Raw genomic sequence first — 25,566 nt, 5'->3', positions numbered from 1 at the left:
CAAGTGGATAGACGCCGCACGGGGGGTTTGTGACGGTACTGGTGCACAGCGATTCCGTCGAGAGTCCGTGTGTCCCAAGGGCCGTTTCCCAAACGGCTGCTGACTGTGAGTGAAATATGATTCTTCCCGGCGTACGGGTGATGGCTGGGGCGTACGGGTGAATGCCGGGGCCGGTACGATGCCGCAGCTCAGCGACGTCATGAAGTTCGGGGGAGCGTTGTGTTCGGAATCGTCAGGCCTTGCAGACACCGGCTCGGAGACAGGCTCGCCGATCAGTGGATGGCGCATTTGTGCGGGCTCTGCCTCGCTCTGCGCGGTGATCACGGGCAGTTCGCCCGGATAGTCACGAATTATGACGGGCTGCTCCTCTCCGTTCTGACGGAGGCTCAGGCGGAAAGTGGCGGCGGGTCGGGCCGGCGTACGGCCGGACCGTGCCCGCTGCGCGGAATGCGCACCGCCTCCGTCGCGGACGGCGAGGGAGCCCGGCTCGCGGCAGCCGTTTCCCTGGTGCTGGCCTCGGCGAAGGTGCGCGATCACGTCACCGACGGTGACGGGCTGTTGGCCCGCAGGCCGGTGGCGCGTGCCGCGCGCCGGGTTGCCGCGAGCTGGGACACGGCCGGTGCCCGGAGCGGCACCGCTGTGGGATTCGACACCTCGCTCCTGGTCGACGCCGTGGACCGGCAGGCCGGGATCGAGGTACTGGCCGGGCCCGGGACGCCGATCCTGACGGTCACCGAGCCGACCGAGACCGCCACCGCCGCCGCCTTCGCGCACACGGCGGTCCTCGCCGGCCGGCCGTACAACGCCGGACCGCTCTCCGAGGCCGGGCGGCTCTTCGGGCGTCTCGCGCACCTGCTGGACGCCGTGGAGGACCTGCACGCTGACACCGCGTCAGGCACCTGGAACCCGATCACCGCGACCGGCACCTCCCTGGCGGAGGTCAGGCGGCTCGCCGACGACGCGGTGCAGGGGGTGCGGCTCGCGCTGCGCGACGCCGAGTTCACCGACGCGCAGCTCGTGCATCTGCTGCTGGTGCACGAACTGCGGCGCTCGGTGGACCGGGCGTTCGGCACCGTGCCGGTGTGCGCCTCCCACCAGGGCGGTGGGCCCTACGGACCGCCGGGACCCCACGGACAGCAGCCGCCGGGGCCTTACGGCTCCCCGCAGCACCCGTACGCGGGCGGCGGCGGGAATCCGTACGCCGGTGGCGGCGGCGCGTACGGCGGGGACGGCTTCGGCGGCGGTTTCGGTGGCGGCGGTTTCGGTGGGGGCGCTCCGGTGCCGCAGCCGCCCCGCCGGCGTGGATTCTGGGCCGGCTGCGGGATGTTCTGGCTCCGGTGCTGCACCTGCAAGCTGTGCTGTGCCAAGGAGTACGAGGGGCCGTGGTCCCGTAAGAAGCGCGAGGGGGTCTGCCGGGACTGCGACTGCGACGGGTGCGACTGCTGCTGCCCCTGCGACGGCTGACCTGATCCTGGCGGCCCGACGGTGACACGGTCGCGCTGGTGCGTGAGGGGGCGTGGGGCGTGCCTGACATCGACCCGAAATCCTCCGCGCGCCGGGCGTTCGGTCGTTTGTGCGTCACGACCACTCGTCCGCCCTTCCCTCCACCGGGGAACACGCTGGACGTCGAGGTCGCGGCGGGGGAGCGCACGCTGGTGTGAGGTGCGGCCGGGGGGTGAAAGGCGGCCGCGGCGCCACGTCGTAAAGATCCATCAAAGGCGGGAGTCCGAAAGGCACTCTTGCGCCGACCGGCCGTTCGGCCGAATACTCCCCCTCAGCGCTTGTCAGGGGCACGGCGTGTTCGGAATCCGGACGGCCGGTCCCAGGCTGCGCCTCACGGGCCCGAAACCCCACGAGGGCCCCCGACTTCCTTTGTGGAGGAACGAAAAGTGAGGATCAAGCGCACCACCCCTCGCAGTGGCATTTCGAGACGGACCCGGCTGATCGCCGTTTCCACCGGCCTCGTTGCCGCCGCAGCGATCGCGATCCCCAGCGCGAACGCCTCCGACGCCCCCACCACCTTCAGTGCCGCTGAGCTCAAGAGCGCCAGCGGCTCGTTGCTGAAGGCCGACATCCCGGGCACCGCCTGGGCCGTCGACAGCAAGACCGACCGGGTGCTCGTGACCGTCGACAGCACGGTCACCCAGGCCGAGATAGCGAAGATCAAGCAGCAGGCCGGCGGCAACGCCGACGCGCTCACGATCAAGCGCACCCCGGGCAAGTTCAGCAAGCTCATCCAGGGCGGCGACGCCATCTATGCGAGTAGCTGGCGCTGCTCCCTCGGCTTCAACGTCCGTGCCAGCAACGGCACCGAGTACTTCCTGACCGCCGGTCACTGCACCGACGGCGCGGGCACCTGGTACTCCAACTCCGGCCGCACCACGGTCATCGGCTCGACGGCCGGCTCCAGCTTCCCGGGCAACGACTACGGCCTCGTGCGCTACAGCGGGTCCGTCAGCCGCCCCGGTACCGCGAACGGCGTGGACATCACGCGTGCGGCCACCCCGAGCGTGGGCACCACCGTCATCCGCGACGGCTCCACGACCGGTACGCACAGCGGCCGTGTCACGGCCCTCAACGCCACCGTCAACTACGGCGGCGGTGACATCGTGTCCGGCCTGATCCAGACGACCGTCTGCGCCGAGCCCGGTGACTCCGGCGGTTCGCTCTACGGCAGCAACGGCACCGCGTACGGTCTGACCTCGGGCGGCAGCGGCAACTGCTCCTCCGGTGGCACGACGTTCTTCCAGCCCGTCACGGAGGCCCTGAGCGCCTACGGTGTCAGCGTCTACTAGGCCCCGGCGGTAGTTGGCGGCATCTCTTCGCACCACTTCTCGTGGCCCCCGCGCGCATCGCGTGCGGGGGCTTCGTGCTGTGTGCGGGCCCCGGGCTTCCCTCCGAACCGACCGCGGGAGGGGCGAATTTCAGCCACGTGTAGACGTCACAGAGTGGGCACACATTACTCACGCGTAGTGTTTGCACTGTGAACGTGCGGGAGTTGAGTCCGATTTGATCGTGGACGGTCAAAATGGCGGGGCGTGCGAAGCGCTGTCTACGCGCGTCTCGAACTCACCCTTGTGTGCTCCCTGTCGTCCTCGGAATAGTGGGCGCTCGTCAACGAAGCCTTCCGGCTCGTGAGGTCCCCACAACCTCTCGTGCCGACCCCCCACAGGAGGACGAAAGTTGAAGCACCGACGCATACCCAAGCGGCGTGCAGCCGTGGCAGGTGCGGGCATCGCCGCGCTGGTCGCCGCGGGAGTGACGTTCCAGACCGCGAACGCCAGTGAGACCCCTGAGGCGTCCGCGCCCCGGACCCTGTCGGTCACCGCGGCCGGAAAGCTCGCCTCGTCGCTGGCCGAGGACCTGGGCGGCGACGCGGCCGGGACGTACTACGACACCAAGAGCAAGAGCCTCGTGGTGAACGTGCTCGACGAGAGTGCCGCGCGGGCCGTGGAGAAGGCCGGGGCCAAGGCGAGAGTCGTGGCGAACTCCCTCGCCGAACTCAAGAGCGCCCGCAGCACGCTGAAGCAGGACGCGACGATCCCCGGAACCGCCTGGGTGACCGACCCGACGACGAACAAGGTCGTCGTGACCGCGGACCGCACGGTCTCCAAGGCCGAGTGGGCGACGCTGACGAAGGTCGTGGACGGGCTCGGGGCGAAGGCCGAACTCAAGCGGTCCAAGGGCGAGTACAAGCCCTTCGTCGCCGGTGGCGACGCGATCACCGGTGGCAGCGGGCGCTGCTCGCTGGGCTTCAACGTGGTCAAGGGCGGTGAGCCGTTCTTCCTGACCGCGGGTCACTGCACCGAGGGCATCTCCACCTGGTCGGACTCCAGCGGCAAGGAGATCGGCACCAACGCGGACTCCAGCTTCCCGGACAACGACTACGGGCTGGTCAAGTACACCGCGGAGGTCGACCACCCGAGTGAGGTGAACCTGTACAACGGGTCCGCCCAGAAGATCTCGGGCGCCGCGGACGCGACCGTCGGCATGGCGGTCACCCGGAGCGGGTCGACCACGCAGGTGCACGACGGCAAGGTCACGGGGCTGGACGCCACCGTGAACTACGGCAACGGCGACATCGTGAACGGGCTGATCCAGACCGACGTGTGCGCGGAGCCGGGTGACAGCGGTGGGTCGCTGTTCTCCGGGGACAAGGCGGTCGGCCTGACGTCCGGCGGCAGCGGTGACTGCACCTCGGGCGGGGAGACGTTCTTCCAGCCGGTGACCGAGGCGCTGTCGGCGACCGGGACGCAGATCGGCTGATACGTGCGTGTGTGAGGTCCCGCCCCTTGTGCGAGGGGCGGGACTTTTGCGTTCGGTTTCGCCATATGCGGCTTTCGTTCGGCTTCGCGGCAGCGTCTGCCGCCTCGGCGAGGAACGAGCTGTGCGGCATGCCTCCACGGTCGGAGGGTTCGGGGTGTTTCCGCAGGTGGGGCGGGGCCGAACGGACATCGCACATACATTCGAGGATGGGGGTATGGTGGGGGTGAGGTAGCTGGGAACAGATGTTCGAGAGCTGGTGTGGCTCACGAGTGCGGGAGGTGCGTGTGCCGGGGTTCACGCATCTGCACACCGTCTCCGGATTCTCGTTGCGTCACGGAGCCTCGCACCCGGAGCGGCTGGCCGAGCGTGCCTCCGAGCGGGGCATGGACGCCCTTGCGCTGACCGATCGCGACACGCTTGCCGGCGCGGTCCGGTTCTCGAAGGCCTGCGGGAAGGCGGGGGTCCGGCCGCTGTTCGGGGTGGACCTGGCGGTGGGGGGTGCGGAGCCCGGGGTCGAGCGGCGGGGGCGGCGCCGGACCCCGGTGCGGGGCGGCGCCTTTGTCGATGAGTCGGCCCCTCGAGCGACCTTTCTCGCCCGGGACGGCGCACGGGGGTGGGGGGAGCTGTGCCGGCTCGTCTCGGCTGCCCATGAGGGGGAGGGGACGCCCCTGCTGTCCTGGGAGCGCAATCATGCCCAGGGTGTGACCGTGCTGCTCGGGCCCGCGTCGGACGTCGGGCGCGCCCTGGCCGCCGGGCGGCCCGACCGGGCTGCGCGGCTGCTCGCGCCCTGGCGGGACGCCTACGGCGACGACCTGCGGCTGGAGGCCGTCTGGCACGGCCGGACAGGTACGGGCCCGGGCTCGCTGCGGCTGGCCGCCCGTACCCTCGGGTTCGCCGCCGAGCAGCGGATCCGGCCCGTGCTCACCAACGCCGTACGGTATGCCGACCCTGGTCTAGGGCCGGTCGCCGACGTGCTGGACGCCGCTCGGCGGCTGGTGCCCATCGACCCGGCCAAGGGGCTGGACTCCGGCGAGGCCTGGCTCAAGGGCGCCGGGGACATGACCGGGGTGGCGGAGCGGATCGTGGAGGCCGCGGGATTCCGGCGGGAGACCGCTCACCGGCTGGTGGAGCAGACGCAGGCCACGGCCGCCGAGTGCCTGGTCGATCCCGAGGGCGACCTCGGGATCGGTACCGTCCACTTCCCCGAACCGCATCTGGTCGGCGCCGGGCGCCGCACCGCCCAGCGGACGCTGGCCTCGCGGGCGGCGGCCGGGATGGTGCTGCACGGGTACGACCGGCGGCGGGAGTACTGGGAGCGGATGCACCACGAGCTGGACATCATCGCCCACCACGGTTTCGCCTCCTACTTCCTGACCGTCGCCCAGGTCGTGGACGACGTGCGGAAGATGGGCATCCGGGTCGCCGCCCGGGGGTCCGGGGCCGGGTCGCTCGTCAATCACCTGCTCGGTATCGCGCACGCCGATCCGATCGAGCACCGGCTGCTGATGGAGCGGTTCCTGTCGAAGGAGCGGGTCGTGCTGCCCGACATCGACATCGACGTGGAGTCCGCGCGCCGGCTGGAGGTCTACCGCGCGATCATCGGCCGGTTCGGCACCGAGCGGGTCGCGACGGTCGCGATGCCGGAGACGTATCGGGTGCGGCACGCCATCCGTGATGTGGGGGCCGCCCTGTCCATGGACCCGGCCGAGATCGACCGGGTCGCCAAGTCCTTTCCCCATGTCCGGGCGCGGGACGCCCGCGCGGCACTGGAGGAGCTGCCCGAACTGCGCGCGCTGGCGGGGGAGAAGGAGAAGTACGGGAGGCTGTGGGAGCTGGTCGAGGCGCTGGACGCCCTGCCGCGCGGGGTGGCCATGCACCCGTGCGGGGTGCTGCTGTCGGATGCCTCGCTGCTCGCGCGTACGCCGGTCATGCCGACCAGCGGCGAGGGCTTTCCGATGTCGCAGTTCGACAAGGACGACGTCGAGGATCTCGGGCTGCTGAAGCTGGACGTGCTGGGTGTGCGGATGCAGTCGGCCATGGCGCACGCGGTGGAGGAAGTGCGGCGGGTCTCGGGCGTCCGGGTGGATCTGGACGGGCTGGCGCCGGGGGATCCGGAGACGTACCGGCTGATCCAGTCCACCGAGACCCTCGGGTGCTTCCAGATCGAGTCGCCCGGGCAGCGGGATCTGGTCGGGCGGCTCCAGCCGGCCGGCTTCCACGATCTCGTCGTCGACATCTCGCTGTTCCGGCCCGGGCCGGTCGCCGCCGACATGGTGCGGCCGTTCATCGAGGCGCGGCACGGGCGGGCGCCGATCCGGTATCCGCACCCGGATCTGGAGGAACCGCTGCGGGACACGTACGGGGTCGTCGTCTTCCACGAGCAGATCATCGACATCGTCGCCATCATGACGGGCTGCGGGCGCGGCGAGGCCGACCGGGTGCGGCGCGGGCTGTCGGACGCGGAGTCGCAGGCTCGGATCAAGGTGTGGTTCGCGCGGCACGCGGCGGCCCGGGGGTATGACGCGGAAACGGTTCAGCGGACCTGGGAGATCGTCGAGGCCTTCGGGTCGTACGGCTTCTGCAAGGCGCACGCGGTCGCCTTCGCCGTGCCGACCTACCAGTCGGCGTGGCTGAAAACGCATCATCCGGCCGCCTTCTACGCCGGGCTGCTCACGCACGATCCCGGGATGTATCCGAAGCGGCTGCTGCTGGCGGACGCGCGGCGCCGTGGGGTTCCCGTGCTGCCGTTGGATGTGAACACCTCGGGGGTCGCACACCGTATCGAACTGGTGTCCGGTAAGTGGGGGCTGCGGCTGGCCCTCTCCGATGTGCACGGCATCAGCGAGGCCGAGGCGGCGCGGATCGCCGAGGGTCAGCCGTACGCCTCACTGGTCGACTTCTGGGAGCGGGGCCGGCCCAGCCGTCCGGTGGCCCAGCGGCTCGCGCAGGTGGGAGCGCTGGACGCCTTCGGCGCCAACCGCCGTGATCTGCAACTGCACCTGACCGAGCTGCACCGGGGCGCCCGGGGCTCGGGCGGAGGCCAGTTGCCCTTGGCCGGGGGGCGGAAGACCGCGCCGGCCGGGCTGCCCGACCTCACCTCCTCGGAGCGGCTCAGCGCCGAGCTGGGCGTGCTGTCCATGGACGCCTCACGCAATCTGATGGACGATCACCGGCAGTTCCTCGACGAGCTGGGCGTGGTGTCGGCGCGGCGGCTGCGGGAGGCCGGGCACGGGGAGACGGTGCTGGTCGCGGGCGCCAAGGCGGCCACCCAGACGCCGCCGATCAGGTCCGGCAGGCGCGTCATCTTCTCCACCCTGGACGACGGCACGGGCCTGGTCGACCTCGCCTTCTTCGACGACTCCCACGACACCTGCGCCCACACCGTCTTCCACTCCTGGCTGTTGCTGGTGCGCGGGGTGGTGCAGCGCCGCGGCCCGCGCAGCCTCAGCGTGGTGGGAGCCGCCGCCTGGAACCTCGCGGACCTGCTGGAAGTGCGCCGGGAGGAGGGGCTGGAAGGGGTCGCGGCCCGGTTGGCCGGCCCCGGCCCCCGTGATTCCGGCGAGGAGGGTTCCGGTGACGGCGGTTCCGGTGACGACGGCGAGGGAGCCGTGCGGCGGCGGCTCGCCGGGTCGGACGGTGCGCCCGCGCCGACGGGTTCCGCGGCCAAGGATCCGATGGAGCAGCGGAAGATCCGTATGTCCACGGGGTACGAGATGCACCCCTGGGCCGATCTGCGTCCGGCGGGCGAAGAGCCCGCGAACACGAGGAAGTTGTGGCACCAGAGTCCGGGGAGTGCGGGATGACCATCCTCTGCGTACGTTTCCAGCTGCCTTCGACGAGCGAGGCGGACCTGCCCCCTCTGCTCGGGATGCTCGAGGAGTTCACCCCCGTCGTCCAGGCCCTGCCACCGGACGGGGCGCTGGCCGACCTGCGCGGCGCCGAGCGGTACTTCGGGCGGGACGCCGTCGAACTGGCCTCGGTGATCCGGGTGCGGTCGCTCGCACTCCACGGCGTCGACTGCGTGATCGGAGCCGGACCCGGGCCGATGCTGGCCCGGATGGCACTGCGTGAGGCCGTGCCCGGGGTGACGCGCGCGGTGCCCGACGAGCCGGACGCCATCGCTGAGTTCCTCGCGGACAAGCCCGTCGCCGCCCTGCCCGGTGTGGGCACCGCGACCGCCCGCACGCTGGGCGACTACGGGCTCGACACCCTCGGCCGGGTCGCCGCCGCCCCGTTGTCCACGCTGCAGCGGCTGATCGGTGCGAAGGCCGGTCGCGAGCTGCGCGAGAAGGCGAACGGCCTCGACCGCGGCCGGGTCGTGCCGAACGCCGTCTCCCGGTCCCTGGCGGCGGAACGCCCCTTCGGGCGCGACGAACTGGACCCGGACCGGCACCGCAGGGCGCTGCTGTCGGCCGCCGAGGAGATCGGCGCCCGGCTGCGCGCCCTGGAGAAGGTCTGCCGCACGCTCACCCTCACCGTGCGCTACGCCGACCGGTCCGCCACCACTCGCAGCCGCACCCTGACCGAACCGACCGCGCACTCCCCGGCGCTGACCAGGGCCGCCTACGGGATGTACGAGGCGCTCGGGCTGCAGCGGGCCAGGGTGCGGGCGATCGCCCTGCGCGCCGAGGGGCTCGACCCCGCCGACCAGGCCTCCCACCAGCTGACCTTCGACCCGGTGGACGAGAAGGTCCGCCGTATCGAGGAGGTCGCGGACCGGGCGCGGGCGAAGTTCGGGCCGCGGGCGGTGATGCCCGGGGGACTAGGGGGTGTCCGCCGCGGGGGACGCGCGGCGTAGACCCTTCCGTATGAGGTCGCCTTCCGTATGGCGTCGGCTTCCGGATGACGTCGCCTTCCGTGTGGCGTCGGCTTTCCGTATGGCGTCGGCCTTCCGTGTGACGTCAGTTGGCCCACGGCGGCACTATGCGGGTGCCGTCGGCCAGCCGTGCCTCCAGGCCGATCGAGGTGGTGACCCAGGAGTACGCGGTCCGGTCGGTCGGGTTCTCGACGGTCAGGGTGGCGCCGGGGTTGATGATCACCGTGTCGCCCGCCGCGATCCGCTCGGTGTGGCCGTCGAGGGTGATCAGCAGCTCGCCTTCGAGCAGGTGGAAGATCTCCTCCCGGCTGACCGTGTGCGCGGGTGCCTTGAGACCGGCCGGGATCTCACCGCGCCAGGCGCACAGCTCCTTGCTGCCGCTGCCCGGGGTGGCGTACGAGACGAAACGGGCGCCGTGGATCTCGTGGGTGATGGCTTCGGACGATCGGACGACAGGCATGAGGCCTCCAAGTGGTCAAGTAGCTTGACCATATAGTCAAGCTACTTGACCGTCGCGTCAAGGGTGTTTCAATGCATGCGTGCAGAACTCCGAGGCCATGGCCCTGTCCGCCGCCCTGCTCGCCGTCGCCGGCGGGCTCACACAACGCATCAACGAGGGTGTGATCGCTCGCGGCTTCGAAGGGGTGCGACCCGCGCACGGGTTCGCCTTCGCCCGGCTCGCCCCGGACGGAGCGACGGTCACCGACCTCGCCGTCCACCTCGGGGTGACCAAGCAGGCCGCGAGCCAGCTCGTCGACGAGCTGGTGCGCAAGGGGTACGCCGAGCGGCGGCCGCATCCCGAGGACGCGCGGGCGCGACTGGTCGTGCTGACCGGACGGGGCCGGGACTGCACGCGGGCGGCCGAGGAGGCGGCCGCGGAAGCCGTGCGGGAATGGGGGGATCTGCTGGGGGAGCGTGCAGTGCGGTCGCTGCGCGAGCAGTTGCTGCGCATCGCTCCGCACGGGCCCGTACGGCCTGCCTGGTGAGGGGGTGTCGGCCGGAGTTCCCGGCGCCGGTCGCGCGGCGAGTTTTTACTGACGCGTAACTTCCCAGTTTGACTACTCGCCCGTAACTTGACGAGTGAACAGCATCCTCGTGATCCGGATCACAGGGCCCAGTGCCGTCGCACCTCCCCCTGAGCCGCAAGGAGATCACCCGATGCTGCCCTGGAAACGAGCGCTCAGACCTCTGGCCGCGCTGCTGCTGACCGCCGCCGCCGTCACCGTCCCCGCCACCACGGCCCAGGCCGCGGGCGCCCCGAGTTCCGGCTGGAACGACTACGCCTGCAAGCCCTCCGCCGCCCACCCCCGCCCCGTCGTCCTCGTCCACGGCACCCTCGGGAACTCCGTCGACAACTGGCTGGGTCTCGCCCCCTACCTGAAGGTCCGCGGCTACTGCGTTTTCTCCCTCGACTACGGCCAGTTGGAGGGAGTCCCCTTCTTCCACGGCCTCGGACCCGTCGAGAAGTCCGCCGGACAGCTGAAGGCCTTCGTGGACAAGGTGCTCGCGGCCACCGGAGCCGCCGAGACCGACGTCGTCGGGCACTCGCAGGGCGGCATGATGCCCCGGTACTACCTCAAGTTCCTCGGTGGAGCCGCCGAGGTGCACGCCCTCGTCGGCATCGCGCCCAGCAACCACGGCACCGACCTGAACGGCTTCACCCGCCTGCTGCCGTACTTTCCCGGCGCCGCGGACCTGCTCTCGAAAAACACCCCCGCCCTCGCCGACCAGGTCACCGGCTCCGCCTTCCTCGCCAAGCTCAACGCGGGCGGCGACACCGTGCCCGGCGTGCGCTACACCGTCATCGCCACCCGGTACGACGAGGTGGTCACGCCGTGGCGCAGCCAGTACCTGAGCGGACCGGACGTGCGCAACGTGCTGCTCCAGGACCTGTGCCCCGTCGACCTGTCCGAGCACGTGGCCGCCGGGCTGCTCGACCGGGTCGTCTTCCACGAGGTGGCCAACTCCCTCGATCCGGGCCGGGCCACGCCCACCACCTGCGCATCGGCCTTCGAATGACACGTGTCATCGATGGGCACGTGTCACCGATGGGCACGTGTCACCGATGGGCACGTGTCATCGGGTGGCACGTGCCATTGGTTGGCATGTGTAGCTGGTTGGCACGTGTCATCGTGCACGTCTCAGAGAGTCGTTTCGGGGCCTGTCCGGCCTGAGCCGCCGGACAGGCCCCGGGTCGTGGGGCGGTGGGTCAGCGGTCGCGCCGGCCGCCGCTCACCGTCCGGCGCCGGGCCGACAGGAACAGTGCCGAGGCGCCCAGGGCCAACGCCGCCGCACCGCCGATCGCGACACAGGGGGTGGTGCCGTCGCCGCCGGTCTCGGCGAGGTGCTCCGTGGCACCGGCCGCCTTCGGCCGGTTGGGCGCTGGTGCGGCGGCCTCGGGCCGGTCCGGTGCGGCCTTCTTCTTCTGGGCCGCGGCCGGCGCCGCGGAGGTAAGGGGGTCGTTGTCGCCGTGCCCGTGGTGCTCGACGGTCGACTTGTCGTTGCCGTCCTCGATCTGCTTCTCGTTGGGAGCGGAGGCGGACGGAGCCGGAGCCGCGCCGCCCGCCGCGCCGCCACCACCGCCGAACTGGACGTCCGAGCAGGAGTAGAACGCCTCCGGGCTGTCCGACCGCTGCCAGACCGCGTAGAGCAGGTGCTTGCCGGAGCGCTTGGGCAGCTTGCCGGAGAAGGTGTAGAAACCGCCGGTGGCAGCCGGGTCGGTGGACGTCGCGACCGGGTTCGCGAGATCCAGGTCCTTCCAGGCGAGCGGCTCGGCCGGGTCGTAGCCGGGCTTGGTGAGGTACACCTTGAACGTGCCCTTGTGCGGGGCCGTCACGCGGTACTCGAAGGTGTGCGGGCCGCTGCGGACGGCGGTCGCGGGCCAGTCGGCGCGGGGGAGGTCGAGCCCCTTGAACTCCGCGTTGTTCGCGCTGCAGAGCTTGCCGTCCGGTATGAGCTGCTGGTGCCGGCCGCCCGCGTCGCCGATGCGGATGCCGTTCCAGTCGTAGAGGGCCTGGGTGCCGCCCGCCGCGACCGCCGCCTTGCACGCGGCCGACTTCGGGCCCTCGGGGCCCTCGGCGTAGCACTGCGAGACCCGGCTGACCGGGTCGCCCATCGAACCGTGCGCGGCGGCCGGCGCGGCGCCCAGCGCGGTCAGGGCGAGCGGGAGGCTGCCGAGGGCGGCGACGGAGGCGACCTTGCGGCGTGCGGGCATGCGGGAACTCCTCGAAACGGTGCATGGGGCAGGCTCCCGGCCGGTATGGGCCGGAATCCCGTGGGGTGCTCCGAAGCTAGCCCCTGAGATCCGTGAAATCGCCTGCTGAGGGCGGGTGGAGGAGATCCTTATGGCCCGCTTAAGGGAGTGTTCGGACTGCCATCAGGTAGGTACCGTCGCGGCATGGCAGACGAGGAGATCCGACCGGCCGGGGCCGCCGACGTACCGGTCGTCGCGGAGGTGGTCGGCGCGGCCTTCCGCCCCTACATCGAGCGCATCGGGCTGGTGCCCCAGCCCATGGAGGAGGACCACGCGGCGAACGTGGCCGCGGGCAAGGTGTTCGTGACGGGCGATCCGGTGACCGGGCTCGTCGTGGTCGAGGCGTTCGACGACCACCTCTTCCTCGACACCATCGCCGTCCACCCCACCGCGCACGGCAGGGGGGTGGGGCGGCGGCTGCTCCGCTTCGTGGAGGCTCACGCGCGTACCCTCGGCCTGCCCGAGGTCAGGCTCTACACGAACGCGCTGATGTGGGAGAACCAGCGGATCTATCCCAAGTACGGCTACGAACTCGTGGAGCGCCGCGTGGACGGGTGTTATGACCGCGTCCACTACCGCAAACGGCTGCTCTGAGCGTTGCGTCTCATGACCGGCGCCAGCCGCTCAGGCGTCCGGCCACCAGGTGCGTGCGATGTCCTTGCGGACCTCCGGGCGCCCGGCGGGAAGCTCGTCGGCCTCCTCGCGGACCCGGCGGACGTCCGACTTCTTCAGGGGCTTCTGCACGGTCACACGGCGCATGGCTGCCTCCTTGAGGGTCTACCGGGTTCCGCGTTTTCACGGAGATAGACCTTTCGGGGGAGGGTTACGCATCGCTCCTGGTCTGTCAGTGGCGGCAGTCACGATTCGGTTGTCAGTGGCGGGTGTCACTCTGGGGCCCATGACGAACGTGGACTGGGACGCCGAGGCCGCCTCCTTCGACGAGGAGCCGGACCACGGCCTGCGCGACCCCGAGGTGCGCCGTGCGTGGGCCGGGCGGCTGCGTGACTGGCTGCCGGGGCGCGCGGGCGACGTGCTCGACCTCGGCTGCGGCACCGGCAGCCTGTCACTCCTCGCGTCCGAGCAGGGGCACCACGTGACGGGCGTGGACCTCTCCCCGGCGATGGTGACGCTCGCCCGGGAAAAACTCGCCGGGCGCGACGCCGTGTTCCTCGTCGGTGACGCCGCGGCACCGCCGGTCGGGGAGCAGCGCTTCGACGCCGTGCTCGTCCGGCACGTCCTGTGGGCCCTGTCCGACCCGGCCCGCGCCCTCAGGCACTGGCGTGGGCTGCTGCGGCCGGGCGGGCGGCTGGTGCTGGTCGAGGGAGTGTGGGGGAGCACCGAGCCGGTCGGCATACCCGCCGAGCGGCTCACCGGCCTGCTCGCCCCGATCGCCGGGCAGGTGCGTGTGCAGCGGCTCTCTGACGATCCGCTGCTGTGGGGCGGGCCGGTGACGGACGAGCGGTACGCGGTGGTCGCGGAGATCGGCGACTCAGGCCAGGAGGGCCGCGAAGCCGCCGCCGCGGGCCAGTGACTCCAGTTCGTCGAGCGCGGCAAGCGCGGCGGACGCCGCCTCCGGGTCCGACTCGCCGAGACCGCTCTCGGCGAACTCGTCCTCGTCCAGGCGCCGTACGTCCGTGCCGTCCGCGGAGCGCCACAGGTCGAGGTCGAGATCCTCCACGACCAGCTCCGGGCCGGAGCGCCGGGCGGGGCGGGTGACGTCGCAGTACCAGCCCTTCAGCGCGCCCGTGGCGGAGCGGACCTCCTTCACCGCGTACCACCGGTCGCGCCAGTAGTACTCCGTGAACACGTCCCCGGGCTCGAAGCGGACGAATCCGAAGTCGCGGACGCCGGAGCCCGCCCACGGGGCGCGGACCGCCACGCGCGTGCCGTCGTCCGCCAGCAGCTCGCCGCTGTAACGGATCTTCGTACGGCCCGCCTTGACGAGCACGACGTCCAGTTGCGGGTTCCTGTCGGCCGGCTGCGGGTTCCGGTCAGCCGAGTTCGCGGACATAACGCACTTCCTTCGCGCAGATCTCATAGCCGAACCACTTGTTGATGGCGATCATCGGCTCGTTCCCCGTGTCGTTGCCGGTGAACGCCTCCGTGCACCCCGCCGCGCGGGCGCGGTGCAGCGAGTCGTTCTTGGCCAGCTTCGCCAGGCCCCGGCCGCGGAACTCCCGGGCGGTGCCGGTCATCGCGGTGGCGTAGCGCGAGTCGCCGTCCGTGTAGGCCACGCTGAAGGCGGCTGGTCGGCCGTCGACGACCGCGACGGTGGTCAGCTCGCGGTTGAGCAGCGGGTGCTTCCAGTGCTCCTCGCACCAGGCCTCGTAGTCCGTGAACTCCACGTCGATGTCGCTCGGTTCGTCCGACGACGTCGCCGCGTCCAGTTCGAACAGGGGGCGCGGGTCGTCCGCGAAGTCCGCGGCCGTGCGCAGCTCGACGCCGGACGGTATCTCCTGGCGGGGCGGGAGCGTGCCGCCCGCCAGGTCCAGACGCAGGAACCAGGCGGAGCGGCTGGCCCGGAAGCCGTGCCGCTCGGCGAAGGCGCGGTTGTCCGGCTCGTCCAGGACCCAGGCGAACAGCCTCGTGACGCCCAGGCGACCCAGGCGCTCCTCCGCCGTGCGCAGCAGCAGCGAACCGGCGCCGCGGTTCCTGCGGTCGGGGCGTACATAGATGTTGGCCGAGCCCTGGCCGGGTTCCGGGCTGTCGTGGGCGACGCTGACCTGGGCGGTACCGATGATCTCGCCGTCCTCCTCGGCGATGAGCTGCCCGAAATGGGCGTCCGGGTGGACGTGGGTCAGGGTGTGCACCACCGACTCGGGGGTGGACAGCATGTAGGGAAGGGCGAGGCGGCGGGTGTCGGAGAACCCCTCGGCATCGGCTCGGACGTCGGGACGCAGGTCGCGCACGATCACGGTCATGAGGGCGCAGGCTACGCGTGGAGCCGTCCGGGCTGCCTGTCATTTTCCGCCGGGTGCGCGACAATCGGCCTGTGACCTTGAAGATCGACATCGACGACAGCGCCCCGCCCTACGAGCAGGTGCGGGCGCGGATCTCCGAGCAGGCACGGTCCGGTGCGCTGCCCGTGGGCTACCGGCTGCCGACCGTGCGGGGCCTGGCCGAGTCGCTGGGCCTCGCGGCGAACACGGTCGCCAAGGCGTACCGGGCGCTGGAGGCGGACGGGGTGATCGAGACCCGGGGCCGCAACGGCACTTTCGTCGCCGCGGCCGGATCGGCGGCGGACCGCGAGCTGGCCTCGGCCGCACAGGCCTACGTGGAGCGGGCCAGGCGGCTCGGGCTGAGCGAGGAGGCCGCGCTCGCCGCGGTCCGGGACGCCCTGCGGGCGGCTCACGGGGACTAGGACGTCCTATCCGGACGGCTGCGTCAGTCGCTCCGGGGTTCGTGTGATGTCCAGCCCCGCCGACCTTCCCACCCGTGCGAACGCCATCGCGTCCTCCACCGCCGCGCCGCCCGGGTCGTTGTTGAAGTACGCGTAGACGTCCTCGCCGTCGGGCCAGGTCGTGGCGATGCGGTCGAGCCAGGTGGCCAGCGAGCGGCGGCCGTAGCGCGGCCAGGGCTTGGCGCGGCCCTGGTGGAAGCGGACATAGCCCCAGTCGGCGGTGCGCCACAGCGGCGTCGCCGGGCGGGCCAGGATGTCGGCCCAGCACAGGGCGGCGCGCCGGGACTCCAGGACGCGGCGGACCTCCGGTGTCCACCAGGAGTCGTGACGCGGCTCGACCGCGACCCGGGTCGAAGCCGGGAAGCAGGCCAGGCACGCGTCCAGCAGGCCCGGGTCGGCGCGCAGCGTGGGCGGGAGCTGGAGCAGGACCGGGCCGAGGCGCTCGCCGAGGCCCGCCGCGTGACTCATCAGCCGGTGCACCGGCTCCTCGGGTTCCTTGAGCCGCTTGATGTGGGTCAGATAGCGGCTCGCCTTGACCGCGACGACGAAGTCGCCGGGCACCCGGCGCCGCCAGTCCTCGAACGTCTCCCGGGCCGGCAGCCGGTAGAAGGCGTTGTTGATCTCGACGGTGGCGAAGTGCCCCGTGTACTCCTCCAGCCAGAGCCGCATCGGCAGCCCGGACGGGTACAGGACGTCCCGCCAGTCCTTGTACTGCCACCCGGACGTGCCGACGAACAGGGTCATACCCCTATCAAAGCACCAGCTGTCTCCGAGGGCGGCAGCGCGGCCTGGTACTCCAGACCCCCGCTAGGCGTCGGCGCGCGTGTGGAAGCGGTAGAACAACAGCAGGAAGACGGCTGCCGTGACCAGCACCGACGTGATGACCACGGGACGGACGTCGTCGCCGGTCTGGCTGTAGAGGAAGCCCAGTGCGGCGCCGGCGAACGCGGCCCGGAGCAGGGCGTGCAGGGCGTGCAGGTCGCGCCTGAGGCGCCGGGTCGCCTGGACCACGGCGATACAGAGGGCCATGAAGGCGAGTGCGCTCCACACACCCGACGCCACGTCCGGCCCGGTGATGGGACCGCCGTGGCGCCGGTTCACCGCGACCCAGTTGCCGTAGACGACACCGAGTACGACGGGCAGCACCCAGCGCGCGAAGCGGTGGGCGGGTTCGCTGAACACGGTGGGCGCCGGATGCGCCATCAGAGCCTCCCTGGTCCATGCGGAGCTCGGCGTCGCTCCGCGCCGCACACCTTGGCACGCCTGGGTAACAGGCAGGTGAGAGGCGGTTGTGACCGGAACCCGCGGGAGACCCCCGCTACGGAGCCCGGCGGTCGACCGCTACAGACCCCGGCGGTCGACCCGCTAGGGAGCCCGGCGGTCGACCCGCTGCGGAGCCCGGCGGTCGACCCGCTACAGACCCCGGCGGTCGACCCGCTGCGGAGCCCGGCGGTCGACCCGCTGCGGACCCCGGCGGTCGACCCGCTGCGGACCCCGGCGGTTGACGCCGCTACAGGTACAGCCCCGCGTCCACGCCCCCGCGCGGCTCCGGCAGGGCCGTCGGGGACGTGCCCCGGCGCAGCGCGTACAGCTCTGCCAGCGTCGCGCCCTCGCGGCCGATGCCGTCCTCCTGGCCCAGCCAGTTCACCGCCTCCGACCGGGTCAGCGGGCCGACCTCGATCCGGGCGAGGCAGCGGCCGGGACGGACCACGGCCGGGTGCAGGCGCTCCAGGTCCTCGTTGGTCGTGACACCGACCAGCACGTTGCGGCCCTGTCCGAGCAGGCCGTCCGTCAGGTTCAGCAGCCTCGACAGGGCCTGGCCCGCCGTGTGCTTGGCCTCGCCGCGGATCAGCTCGTCGCAGTCCTCCAGGAGCAGCAGCCGCCAGCGGCCCTTGCCCGTCGCGTCCTCCTCGCCGATGGCGATGTCCATGAGGTAGCCGACGTCGGAGAAGAGCCGCTCGGGGTCCAGGACGCAGTCCACCTGGCACCAGTCGCGCCAGGACCGGGCCAGCGTGCGCAGTGCCGAGGTCTTACCGGTGCCCGGCGGGCCGTGCAGCAGGAGCAGCCGGCCAGCGATGTCCTCCGGGGTCGTCTTCATCAGGCGGTCCATGGCGCCTGCCACCGGTGCGGTGTAGTTGGGCCGGACCTCGTCCCAGGTGCCCGCGGCGATCTGGCGGGTGGTGCGATGCGGGCCGCGCCGCGGGGAGACGTACCAGAAGCCCATCGTGACGTTCTCCGGCTGCGGTTCGGGTTCGTCCGCCGCGCCGTCCGTGGCCTGGTCGAGGATCTTCTTCGCCAGTTCCTCGCCGGTCGCCGTCACGGTGACGTCGGCGCCCCGGTTCCAGCGGGAGACCAGCAGCGTCCAGCCGTCGCCCTCGGCGAGGGTCGCGCTGCGGTCGTCGTCCCGGGCGACGCGCAGCACCCGGGCACCCGGCGGCAGCAGCGTCGCCCCGGACCGCACACGGTCGATGTTCACCGCGTGGGAGTACGGCTGCTCGCCCGTCGCGAAGCGGCCGAGGAACAGCGCGTCGACGACGTCGGACGGGGAGTCGGAGTCGTCGACGTTGAGCCGGATCGGCAGCGCCTCGTGAGGGTTTCCAGACATGCCGCCATGATCCGGCACGGGGACGCCGCGTGCACCCGGTTTCCGCGTGCACGCGGCATGTCGTCCCTGTGCAGGTCAGCCCCCGGCGCGGCAGACCAGTCGGCGTGCCTGCCGGGCCCTGCGGACCACGGCGTACCCCTTGGTCAGGGCACGGTCCGCGGCGAACGTACGGGCGATCGCGCGCGCCTCGACCATCCGCTCGAACTCCTCGATGCCCGTGCTGCGGCGCACCGTCACCCGCCGCAGCGCGTACGGCCCCTGTGCGCGCCGCGCCAGGTCGTTGCCGACGGCGAGGGCCTGGGCGTAGCCCGTCTCGCGCACGGCCTGCCGGACCCGGCGGCTGGAGTATCCGTAGGGATAGGCGAACGAGGCCGGTACCGAGCCCAGTTGGTCCGAGACGATCTCCTTGCAGTGGATCAGTTCGAACCGCAGGGTGGCGTCGGAGACCTGGTCGAGCTGCGGGTGGCTGTGGCTGTGCCCGCCGATCTCGACACCGGCCGCCGCGAGGTCGCGGACCTGGTCCCAGTCCAGCATGGTGTCCAGGCCGCCCCCCGTGTCGTACGGCCCCCTGAGCCACCCGGTCGAGACGAACAGGGTGGCCGGGAAGCCGTGCTCGGCCAGGGCGGGGAGGGCGTGCCGGTGCACACCCTCGTAGCCGTCGTCGAAGGTGATGAGCACCGGCCGCTCGGGCAGGGCCCGGCCGGAGCGCCAGCACGCCGCCAGTCCGCCCGTGGTGAGCGGCCTGAACCCGCGGTCGGCGAGCACCGTCATCTGCTCGGCGAACGCCTCCGGGGTCACGGACAGGGCGCGCGTCTCCTCGTTCGGGTCGGTCGAGACCGCGTGGTACATGAGGATCGGGACGCGGGTGTCACTCACGGGCCGTCACCTCCACCCCGGGCACCCGGAACGTGGTCCCGCCCCGGCGCGCCCGGACACTGCCGACGACGTAGCCGCCCGCCGCCGTCAGCACCCCGGCCACGATCGCGCCGGCCCGTCCCGCGCCGCCCGACCGGGCCAGCAGGGCGTCCCGCAGGCCCCGGGCCACCCCGGCGGGCAGGACCCGTGTGGCGTACCGGCGCTCCGACTCCAGGCCCTTCTGCGCACCGACGCTCCGGGCCACCAGCGCCTTGGAGAGGCCCTCGGCGTAGGTGCGGGTGCGGAAGTACCGGAAGTGCTCGCGGACCTCGGGCACCCGGTGATGGATCACCGCCCGGTCGTCGATCAGCAGTACCGCGTCGGGCCGGGCGCGGGACAGGCGGATGCACAGTTCCGTCTCCTCGCAGCCCAGCGGGCGTTTGTCACCGTCGCGGCCGATGCCGGTGGCGAAGCCGCCCGCCGCGTCGAAGGCGCTGCGACGGAACGAGGCGTTGCCGCCGAGCACGTTGCGCACCCGCACCCGGCCGCGCGGCAGACCCCGGTAGGTGCAGCCCACCACCCAGTCGAACTCCTCCGGGAACCAGTCGGGCCGCCGCCCGGACGCCCAGACCGGCTCCGTGCGCCCGCCGACGGCCATCACCCGCGGGTCGGTGTACGCCTCTGCGAAGTGCCGCAGCCAGTCGCGCTCGGCGACGGCGTCGTCGTCGAGGAAGGCCACGACCTCGCCCCGGGCCGCGGCGATGCCGGTGTTGCGGCCGGCGGACAGGCCGCGGGGGCCCGCGTTGGCGAGCACCCGCACCACGCCACCGTCGGCGGCCCCCTTGTACTCCGTGTATTCCTTGTACTCCTTGGCCAGACGCTCCCGGAGCGTCTCGTTGTGATCGACGACCAGCAGCGTCTCCAGGGCCGGCCGCGACTGCGCGCGGACCGAGGAGACCGCCGCGAGGATGTCCTCCCAGCGGTCCTCGGTGTACGCGCAGATCACGACGGAGATGCCGGGACCGCTCAAGACACCTCTCCCCGCATCGCGGCCGGCATCGACGACCGGGGCGAACGGCGGCGCAGCGCACGGCGGTTGGAGCGCTCCTGAAGGATCACCTTCAGCACCCGCAGCCCGTCCCGCACGGCCCGCAGATTGCTCACGCCGTGGATGCGCAGGTACTCGTGGCTCGGGATCTCCTGCACCTTGAGGCCGGCCTTGACGACCCGGATGTTCATCAGGGTCTCGACCTCGAAGCCGGTGCAGTCGAGGTCGATCTTGTCGAGGCAGTGCCGCCAGAACGCGTTGTAGCCGTAGCACAGGTCGGTGTAGCGGGCGCCGAACTTGCGGTTGACGGCCGTGCACAGCGCCCAGTTGCCCATCTTGCGGATGAAGGTCATGTCGTCGGTGCCGCCGCCGTTGGCGAAGCGGGAGCCCTTGGCGAAGTCCGCGCCGGAGACCAGGGCGGAGACGTAGCTGAGGATCTCCCCGCCGTCCGCCGAGCCGTCCGCGTCGACCATCACGATGATGTCGCCGGTGCAGGCCTGGAACCCGGTGATCAGGGCGTCGCCCTTGCCCTTGCCGCGCTGCTCGACGACCTTCACCTCGGGCCACAGCTCGCGGGCCACCTCGACGGTGTTGTCGGTGGAGTTGCCGTCGACCAGGACCACCTCGTGTATCCAGTCGGGCAGGGTCTTGAAGACGTAGGGCAGGTTCTCCGCCTCGTTCATGGCCGGGATCACCACGCTCACCGGCGGCGCGATCGCCAGGTGAGAGGAGACGGGTCGGTACTTGGAGGCGGTCGGCGGACGCTGCTGCGTCGCGGCCGGCTGCAGAACTGAGCTCATGAGTCTGGTCCCTCTCGTCCGGTGGACCGCCCCCCCAGGGCAGTCCGGATCCAGTCCGGTTCGAAAGGGGGGTTCTCACCCGAGGCACGCCGAGATGGCGAGGCATGCCGGGATGAAGCTCCGGCACGCCGGGTGAGCTGGCAAAGCTGGCCGGCCGCGAAATCGGCAGCCGACCGCGCGGCACGGCCCGGAGACCATTGCGGTCACCGAGCACGGCACCCCCCTACCGCGCCCCGCGCCGGTTCGTCGCGGTTCTTGAGCCCTCCCCTAGAGCCGCGTACTGACGGACCGATGCGGGTGAGATGTATGACGGTATTGACGATTGAACCCGTATGGCAAGACCTGGAACGGCCCCTCACGTTTTTGTTGGTTTGGTCGTTGCGAGGGGCCGCTCGTGCGACGCAAGTTGCACGTTCCCGTCGTATAAACATGCGTTCCCCGGAGGCGATCAGGGCCTCCGGGGAACGTGTGTTCAGGTGCTGATGCGGGCGTTCGTCACGGGACGATCTGCAGCAGGCGGTTCGGCGAGCCGGACCCCGCGCTGGTGACCTTGCCGGTGACGGCGCCGTTCACCAGGGCCGTCGCGACCTGGGCCGGGGCCGACGAGGTGTGACCCGCCAGGTAGACCGCCGCCGCGCCCGCGACGTGCGGGGTCGCCATCGAGGTGCCGGAGATGGTGTTGGTCGCGGTGTCGCTGGTGTGCCAGCCGGCCGTGATCGACGAGCCGGGCGCGAAGATGTCCAGGGCGGAGCCGTAGTTGGAGTAGCTCGCCTTGGCGTCCGTGCTGGTGGTGGCGCCGACCGTGATCGCCTCGGCGACCCGGGCGGGGGAGGACGAGGAGGCGGTGGTGCTGCTGTTGCCCGCGGCGACGGCGTACGTGACACCGCTGGCTATGGAGTTGCGGACCGCCGTGTCCAGGGTCGCGGAGGCGCCGCCGCCCAGCGACATGTTGGCGACCGAGGGGCCGGAGTGGTTCCTCGTCACCCAGTCGATGCCGGCGATCACACCGGCCGTGGTGCCGGAGCCGCTGTTGTTCAGCACGCGCACGCCCACGATCTTCGCCTTCTTGGCCACGCCGTAGGTCGAGCCCGCGATCGTGGTGGCCACATGGGTGCCGTGGCCGTTGCCGTCGGAGGCGTTGTTGTCGCCGTCGACGGCGTCGTAGCCGTGCGAGGCACGGCCGCTGATCTGCTGGTGGGTGATGCGCACACCGGTGTCGATCACATAGACCGTCACACCGCTGCCCGCGCTGTCCGGGTAGGTGTAGGTGCCGGACAGCGGCAGCGAGACCTGGTCGATGCGGTCCAGGCCCCACGGGGCGTTGGTCTGGGTGGCGGCGAGCGTGACGCGCTGGTTCTGCTCGACGGAGGCCACCGCCGGGTCGGCGGCCAGTCGCCGGGCCTCGGTGGCGGAGAGGGTGGCGGAATAGCCGTTCAGCGCCTTGCCGAACGTCTTGTCGACCGAGCCGCCGTACTCCTTCACCAGGCCCTTGCCCGCGGCCGAGGACGCCTTCAGGCCGGCGCTCTTCTTGAGCGTGACGAGGTAGCTGTCCTTGATCGCGGTCGGGGAGTCCGCGGCGAGCACCCGGCCCTCGGCGGGTGCGGCCTGGGCGGGAAGGGTGGTGAGCCCGCCCACGAGGGCGGCGGTCGCCAGCGAGGTGAGCGCGGCGAACCCGAGTCTCTTGCTACGCAGTTGTGCCATTACGAGGGAGTCCTCCTCTAGGCGGCGCGCGCCTGGGTGGGACGACGCGCGTCATGTGGGGGGTGTGCGCGTGTTCGCGCACACGAGCCGGGGAGCGTCGCGTTCCGCTCCCGGCCGGTGTAAAGCCTCGACCAACTACCGGTGTGGAACAAGAGAGTTGAGCATCAGTCAACAAAGCTGTCATGGGCACGTAACAAGAGGGCCCCAGCCCGTGACACGAGCCGTGGCGAATGCGCCGAACATCCGAGGAGAGGCCGAAAAGACTTGGCATGGACACTTCCTGTCAACACGCGTAGCTGCTACGACGGTTATGGCAGAGATCCTGCTAAAGGGAGGTTCCATGAGACGTTCCCGATTTGTCGTCCTCGTGAGCTCGCTCCTCCTCGCCGTCGGCACCGCCCTCACCGGGGCAGCGACGGCGCAGGCGTCCTCACTCGCCGCAACCGGTGGCTATGTGGCCCTCGGTGACTCCTACTCCTCCGGAGTCGGAGCCGGCAGCTACATCAGCTCCAGCGGCGAATGCAAGCGCAGCACCAAGGCCTACCCCTACCTCTGGGCCGCCGCCCACTCACCCTCGAGCTTCGACTTCACCGCCTGCTCGGGCGCCCGAACGGGTGATGTTCTGGCGAGTCAGCTCACTCCGCTCAGCGCCTCCACCGCCCTCGTCTCGATCAGCGTCGGGGGCAACGACGCCGGATTCGCCGACGTCATGACGACCTGTGTGACCCAGTCCGACAGCGCCTGCGTCTCCCGCATCGACACCGCCCGGGCGTACGTCGACTCCACGCTGCCCGGCAAGCTCGACAGCGTGTACTCGGCGATCCGCTCCAAGGCCCCCGCCGCCCGGGTCGTCGTCCTCGGCTACCCCCGCTTCTACAAGTTGGGCACCACCTGTCTCGGCCTGTCCGAGACCAAGCGCAAGGCCATCAACGACGCCTCCGACCACCTCAACACCGCCGTCGCCAAGCGCGCCGCGGACCACGGCTTCGCCTTCGGTGACGTCCGCGCCACCTTCACCGGCCACGAGATCTGCTCCGGCGACTCCTGGCTGCACAGTGTCAGCTGGCTCAACATCGGCGAGTCGTACCACCCGAAGGCCCCCGGCCAGTCGGGCGGTTATCTGCCCGTGCTCAACAGCAACGACTGACCGCTCAGCCGGAGTCCGAGTCCGCGCCCGAGTCCGAGTCCGCGCCCGAGTCCGACCCCGGGTTCGAGCCGGTCTGCGCGTCCGGATCCGTGCCGGAAGGAGAAGGGGAGGCCCCGCCCGTCGGGGTCTCCGTCTCGCACGTCACCGAGAACGGCACCGACTCGGACGTCTCACGTACCGGCTCCCGCACCTCGACGCTGATCTCGTTCTCGAACGTCCCGGTCTCCTCCCGCGTCGTCACCCGCACCGTGTCCCGCTTCGAACGGTCGCCGCCCTCCGGGAACGACAGCGTCTTCCAGCCCCCGTCGAGCACCTGGCCGTCCTGCGTCACCCAGCGGTAGCTGACCTCGGCCGGGAGCCGCCCCACCGTGAGCGTCGCCGTGAATTCGGGCGCCTGGGCGTTCGGCGGCGGACACGGGCCCGAGTAGTCCGTGCGCCGGCCCTCCAGGGCGACCCGGACCGACTGCGGCGGCGGACTGCTCTCCTTCGTCTCGCTCGGCGTCGGCGACGGACTGGACTTCTCGGTCCCGGTGTTGCGCGGCGGGCTCTTGGTCGCGGTGGGCGTACTGTCCCCGGCCCCCTGGTCGTTGCCGCCGGATCCGTCCCCGTTGTTCAGCAGCGCGTACGTCAGCCCGCCCACCGCGAGCGCCAGCGCGATCACGCCCGCGACCAGCACCCGGCCGGCCCGGCGGTCCCGGTCCTGGCCGGTGGCCGTCGTGGTGGCGCCCGCACCGGATGCCGCCGACCGCCCCGGGTACGGCATCGGCGGTGTGGGCGCGGGCTCGGGGTGGCCCACGACCGTCGGCGGGAACGGAACCGCCCGCGTGGTGTCCGCACGCGGTGAGCCGCCCGCGGCGACGACCCGCAGATCCTCCTCGGCCCGCTCGGGCGGCAGCCGCTGCTCGGGATCCTTGCGCAGCAGCCCCTCGATCACCGGGGCGAGCGGACCGGCCCGGTACGGCGGCGGCAGCTCCTCGTCGACGATCGCCCGCAGCGTGCTCAGCGGGGTGTCGTGACGGAAGGGGGAGTGGCCCTCGACCGCCGCGTACAGCAGCACGCCGAGCGACCACAGGTCCGACTCCGGACCCGGCGTACGGCCGAGCGCCCGCTCCGGGGCGAGGAATTCGGGCGAGCCGATGACCTCCCCGGTCATGGTCAGCGCGGAACTGCCCTCGACCATGGCGATGCCGAAGTCGGTGAGCACGATGCGGCCGTCGTTCGAGATCAGCACGTTGGCCGGCTTCACGTCGCGGTGCAGCACCCCGGCCTCGTGCGCGGACCGCAGCGCGGCCAGCACCTCGGCGCCGATGTGAGCGGCACGCTGTGGCGTCATGGGGCCCTCGGCGTCCAGGACCTCGGCGAGGGACAGGCCGCGGACCAGCTCCATGACGATCCACGGGCGGCCGTCGTCCGTCGCCACGTCGTACACCATCACCACGTTGCGGTTGGCGACCCGGGCCGCCGCCCACGCCTCCCGCTCCAGCCGCGCGTACATCCGCTGTACGTCGTCGCCCGCCAGTCCGGACGGGGCGCGGACCTCCTTGACGGCGACCTCGCGGTGCAGCACCTCGTCGCGGGCGCGCCACACCGTCCCCATGCCGCCCTCGCCGAGCGGTGCGAGGAGCCGGTAGCGGCCGGCGATCACACGCTCATGGCCCGGTTCTTCGAACACGGC

24 protein-coding genes are annotated in these 25,566 nt (G+C 71.6%); 11 read left to right on the top strand and 13 right to left on the bottom strand.

Annotation, left to right across the window (positions count from 1 at the left end; all coding sequences use genetic code 11):
- The first annotated feature begins 219 nt into the window (after positions 1–219).
- The 5 genes from ACFY5B_RS15450 (at position 220) to ACFY5B_RS15430 (ending at position 9,064) form a co-directional block, all read left to right on the top strand.
- Positions 220–1,464 carry a DUF5685 family protein gene (locus ACFY5B_RS15450; RefSeq protein ID WP_389969120.1) on the top strand — a complete coding sequence of 415 codons (1,245 nt, stop codon included), beginning with the start codon at positions 220–222 and terminating at the stop codon, positions 1,462–1,464.
- 425 nt (positions 1,465–1,889) lie between these two features.
- Positions 1,890–2,795: a S1 family peptidase gene (locus ACFY5B_RS15445; protein ID WP_389969118.1), complete on the top strand. Its 906-nt coding sequence runs from the start codon at positions 1,890–1,892 to the stop codon at positions 2,793–2,795.
- Positions 2,796–3,183: 388 nt separating this feature from the next.
- Entirely contained in the window at positions 3,184–4,266 is a 1,083-nt protein-coding gene (locus ACFY5B_RS15440; protein ID WP_389969117.1) for a S1 family peptidase, read from the top strand.
- A 284-nt stretch (positions 4,267–4,550) separates the two neighbouring features.
- A complete protein-coding gene (locus tag ACFY5B_RS15435; protein WP_389969116.1) occupies positions 4,551–8,069 on the top strand; it encodes a DNA polymerase III subunit alpha in 3,519 nt (1,172 codons plus the stop codon).
- On the top strand, positions 8,066–9,064 hold the full coding sequence (locus tag ACFY5B_RS15430; RefSeq protein ID WP_389969114.1) for a hypothetical protein: 999 nt from the start codon (positions 8,066–8,068) through the stop codon (positions 9,062–9,064). The genes ACFY5B_RS15435 and ACFY5B_RS15430 overlap by 4 nt, the downstream gene beginning before the upstream one ends.
- Before the next feature lie 103 nt (positions 9,065–9,167).
- Here ACFY5B_RS15430 and ACFY5B_RS15425 read toward each other — a convergent pair whose 3' ends face one another.
- Positions 9,168–9,542: a cupin domain-containing protein gene (locus ACFY5B_RS15425; protein ID WP_389969112.1), complete on the bottom strand. Its 375-nt coding sequence runs from the start codon at positions 9,540–9,542 to the stop codon at positions 9,168–9,170.
- 79 nt (positions 9,543–9,621) lie between these two features.
- Between ACFY5B_RS15425 and ACFY5B_RS15420 the strand changes: the two genes are divergently transcribed.
- Both ACFY5B_RS15420 and ACFY5B_RS15415 read left to right on the top strand, forming a co-directional pair.
- Positions 9,622–10,068: a MarR family winged helix-turn-helix transcriptional regulator gene (locus ACFY5B_RS15420; protein WP_389969110.1), complete on the top strand. Its 447-nt coding sequence runs from the start codon at positions 9,622–9,624 to the stop codon at positions 10,066–10,068.
- 172 nt (positions 10,069–10,240) lie between these two features.
- Positions 10,241–11,101, top strand: coding sequence for an esterase/lipase family protein (locus tag ACFY5B_RS15415; protein WP_389969108.1), 861 nt, complete (start codon positions 10,241–10,243; stop codon positions 11,099–11,101).
- A gap of 190 nt (positions 11,102–11,291) precedes the next feature.
- Here the strand turns inward: ACFY5B_RS15415 and ACFY5B_RS15410 are convergent, their stop codons facing one another.
- Entirely contained in the window at positions 11,292–12,296 is a 1,005-nt protein-coding gene (locus ACFY5B_RS15410; RefSeq protein ID WP_389969106.1) for a lytic polysaccharide monooxygenase, read from the bottom strand.
- A gap of 183 nt (positions 12,297–12,479) precedes the next feature.
- Here ACFY5B_RS15410 and ACFY5B_RS15405 point away from each other — a divergent pair, with 183 nt between their 5' ends.
- Positions 12,480–12,929 carry a GNAT family N-acetyltransferase gene (locus ACFY5B_RS15405; RefSeq protein WP_389969104.1) on the top strand — a complete coding sequence of 150 codons (450 nt, stop codon included), beginning with the start codon at positions 12,480–12,482 and terminating at the stop codon, positions 12,927–12,929.
- Between the two features lie 30 nt (positions 12,930–12,959).
- Here the strand turns inward: ACFY5B_RS15405 and ACFY5B_RS15400 are convergent, their stop codons facing one another.
- A complete protein-coding gene (locus ACFY5B_RS15400) occupies positions 12,960–13,094 on the bottom strand; it encodes a hypothetical protein (protein ID WP_389969102.1) in 135 nt (44 codons plus the stop codon).
- Between the two features lie 139 nt (positions 13,095–13,233).
- Here ACFY5B_RS15400 and ACFY5B_RS15395 point away from each other — a divergent pair, with 139 nt between their 5' ends.
- Positions 13,234–13,866 carry a class I SAM-dependent methyltransferase gene (locus ACFY5B_RS15395; protein WP_389969100.1) on the top strand — a complete coding sequence of 211 codons (633 nt, stop codon included), beginning with the start codon at positions 13,234–13,236 and terminating at the stop codon, positions 13,864–13,866.
- Here ACFY5B_RS15395 and ACFY5B_RS15390 read toward each other — a convergent pair.
- Both ACFY5B_RS15390 and ACFY5B_RS15385 read right to left on the bottom strand, forming a co-directional pair.
- On the bottom strand, positions 13,825–14,346 hold the full coding sequence (locus ACFY5B_RS15390) for a DUF402 domain-containing protein (protein ID WP_389969098.1): 522 nt from the start codon (positions 14,344–14,346) through the stop codon (positions 13,825–13,827). The genes ACFY5B_RS15395 and ACFY5B_RS15390 overlap by 42 nt on opposite strands.
- Positions 14,327–15,256 carry a GNAT family N-acetyltransferase gene (locus ACFY5B_RS15385; protein WP_389969096.1) on the bottom strand — a complete coding sequence of 310 codons (930 nt, stop codon included), beginning with the start codon at positions 15,254–15,256 and terminating at the stop codon, positions 14,327–14,329. The genes ACFY5B_RS15390 and ACFY5B_RS15385 overlap by 20 nt, the downstream gene beginning before the upstream one ends.
- Positions 15,257–15,327: 71 nt before the next feature.
- On the opposite strand from ACFY5B_RS15385, the gene ACFY5B_RS15380 reads away from it, so the two are divergent.
- The gene (locus ACFY5B_RS15380) at positions 15,328–15,696 is read left to right on the top strand and encodes a GntR family transcriptional regulator (RefSeq protein ID WP_389969094.1); all 369 of its coding nucleotides are present in this window, start codon (positions 15,328–15,330) and stop codon (positions 15,694–15,696) included.
- Between the two features lie 6 nt (positions 15,697–15,702).
- On the opposite strand, the gene ACFY5B_RS15375 is transcribed toward ACFY5B_RS15380, so the two are convergent.
- The 7 genes from ACFY5B_RS15375 to ACFY5B_RS15345 form a co-directional block, all read right to left on the bottom strand.
- Complete coding sequence (locus ACFY5B_RS15375) at positions 15,703–16,479, bottom strand: DUF72 domain-containing protein (RefSeq protein ID WP_389969092.1); 777 nt, start codon at positions 16,477–16,479, stop codon at positions 15,703–15,705.
- 63 nt (positions 16,480–16,542) lie between these two features.
- Complete coding sequence (locus ACFY5B_RS15370) at positions 16,543–16,938, bottom strand: hypothetical protein (protein WP_389969090.1); 396 nt, start codon at positions 16,936–16,938, stop codon at positions 16,543–16,545.
- 307 nt (positions 16,939–17,245) lie between these two features.
- Positions 17,246–18,340 carry a DUF5925 domain-containing protein gene (locus ACFY5B_RS15365; RefSeq protein ID WP_389969088.1) on the bottom strand — a complete coding sequence of 365 codons (1,095 nt, stop codon included), beginning with the start codon at positions 18,338–18,340 and terminating at the stop codon, positions 17,246–17,248.
- Between the two features lie 75 nt (positions 18,341–18,415).
- A complete protein-coding gene (locus tag ACFY5B_RS15360; RefSeq protein WP_389969086.1) occupies positions 18,416–19,216 on the bottom strand; it encodes a polysaccharide deacetylase family protein in 801 nt (266 codons plus the stop codon).
- Positions 19,209–20,225, bottom strand: coding sequence for a glycosyltransferase family 2 protein (locus ACFY5B_RS15355; protein ID WP_389969084.1), 1,017 nt, complete (start codon positions 20,223–20,225; stop codon positions 19,209–19,211). The genes ACFY5B_RS15360 and ACFY5B_RS15355 overlap by 8 nt, the downstream gene beginning before the upstream one ends.
- Entirely contained in the window at positions 20,222–21,043 is an 822-nt protein-coding gene (locus tag ACFY5B_RS15350; protein ID WP_344462021.1) for a glycosyltransferase family 2 protein, read from the bottom strand. Before ACFY5B_RS15350 ends, ACFY5B_RS15355 begins: the two co-directional genes overlap by 4 nt.
- A gap of 495 nt (positions 21,044–21,538) precedes the next feature.
- Positions 21,539–22,744: a S8 family peptidase gene (locus ACFY5B_RS15345; RefSeq protein ID WP_389969082.1), complete on the bottom strand. Its 1,206-nt coding sequence runs from the start codon at positions 22,742–22,744 to the stop codon at positions 21,539–21,541.
- A gap of 340 nt (positions 22,745–23,084) precedes the next feature.
- On the opposite strand from ACFY5B_RS15345, the gene ACFY5B_RS15340 reads away from it, so the two are divergent.
- Complete coding sequence (locus tag ACFY5B_RS15340; RefSeq protein ID WP_389969080.1) at positions 23,085–23,891, top strand: SGNH/GDSL hydrolase family protein; 807 nt, start codon at positions 23,085–23,087, stop codon at positions 23,889–23,891.
- Positions 23,892–23,895: 4 nt separating this feature from the next.
- Here the strand turns inward: ACFY5B_RS15340 and ACFY5B_RS15335 are convergent, their stop codons facing one another.
- Positions 23,896–25,563 carry a serine/threonine-protein kinase gene (locus ACFY5B_RS15335; protein WP_389969078.1) on the bottom strand — a complete coding sequence of 556 codons (1,668 nt, stop codon included), beginning with the start codon at positions 25,561–25,563 and terminating at the stop codon, positions 23,896–23,898.
- Between the last annotated feature and the right edge of the window lie 3 nt (positions 25,564–25,566).

It is taken from the genome of Streptomyces sp. NPDC013187, assembly GCF_042899705.1.
Lineage (GTDB): Bacteria > Actinomycetota > Actinomycetes > Streptomycetales > Streptomycetaceae > Streptomyces > Streptomyces hawaiiensis_A.
The sequence above is the reverse complement of the archived record's forward strand: the minus strand, read 5'-3'. Positions and strand labels throughout refer to the sequence as shown.

Excerpts from the sequence above, each read along its gene's own strand:
- ACFY5B_RS15385 (WP_389969096.1), bottom strand. The coding sequence starts at position 15,256 with ATGACCGTGATCGTGCGCGACCTGCGTCCCGACGTCCGAGCCGATGCC.
- ACFY5B_RS15400 (WP_389969102.1), bottom strand. The coding sequence starts at position 13,094 with ATGCGCCGTGTGACCGTGCAGAAGCCCCTGAAGAAGTCGGACGTCCGC.
- ACFY5B_RS15350 (WP_344462021.1), bottom strand. The coding sequence starts at position 21,043 with ATGAGCTCAGTTCTGCAGCCGGCCGCGACGCAGCAGCGTCCGCCGACC.
- ACFY5B_RS15425 (WP_389969112.1), bottom strand. The coding sequence starts at position 9,542 with ATGCCTGTCGTCCGATCGTCCGAAGCCATCACCCACGAGATCCACGGC.
- ACFY5B_RS15390 (WP_389969098.1), bottom strand. The coding sequence starts at position 14,346 with ATGTCCGCGAACTCGGCTGACCGGAACCCGCAGCCGGCCGACAGGAAC.
- ACFY5B_RS15430 (WP_389969114.1), top strand. The coding sequence starts at position 8,066 with ATGACCATCCTCTGCGTACGTTTCCAGCTGCCTTCGACGAGCGAGGCG.
- ACFY5B_RS15345 (WP_389969082.1), bottom strand. The coding sequence starts at position 22,744 with ATGGCACAACTGCGTAGCAAGAGACTCGGGTTCGCCGCGCTCACCTCG.
- ACFY5B_RS15370 (WP_389969090.1), bottom strand. The coding sequence starts at position 16,938 with ATGGCGCATCCGGCGCCCACCGTGTTCAGCGAACCCGCCCACCGCTTC.
- ACFY5B_RS15375 (WP_389969092.1), bottom strand. The coding sequence starts at position 16,479 with ATGACCCTGTTCGTCGGCACGTCCGGGTGGCAGTACAAGGACTGGCGG.
- ACFY5B_RS15415 (WP_389969108.1), top strand. The coding sequence starts at position 10,241 with ATGCTGCCCTGGAAACGAGCGCTCAGACCTCTGGCCGCGCTGCTGCTG.
- ACFY5B_RS15410 (WP_389969106.1), bottom strand. The coding sequence starts at position 12,296 with ATGCCCGCACGCCGCAAGGTCGCCTCCGTCGCCGCCCTCGGCAGCCTC.
- ACFY5B_RS15340 (WP_389969080.1), top strand. The coding sequence starts at position 23,085 with ATGAGACGTTCCCGATTTGTCGTCCTCGTGAGCTCGCTCCTCCTCGCC.
- ACFY5B_RS15405 (WP_389969104.1), top strand. The coding sequence starts at position 12,480 with ATGGCAGACGAGGAGATCCGACCGGCCGGGGCCGCCGACGTACCGGTC.
- ACFY5B_RS15365 (WP_389969088.1), bottom strand. The coding sequence starts at position 18,340 with ATGTCTGGAAACCCTCACGAGGCGCTGCCGATCCGGCTCAACGTCGAC.
- ACFY5B_RS15395 (WP_389969100.1), top strand. The coding sequence starts at position 13,234 with ATGACGAACGTGGACTGGGACGCCGAGGCCGCCTCCTTCGACGAGGAG.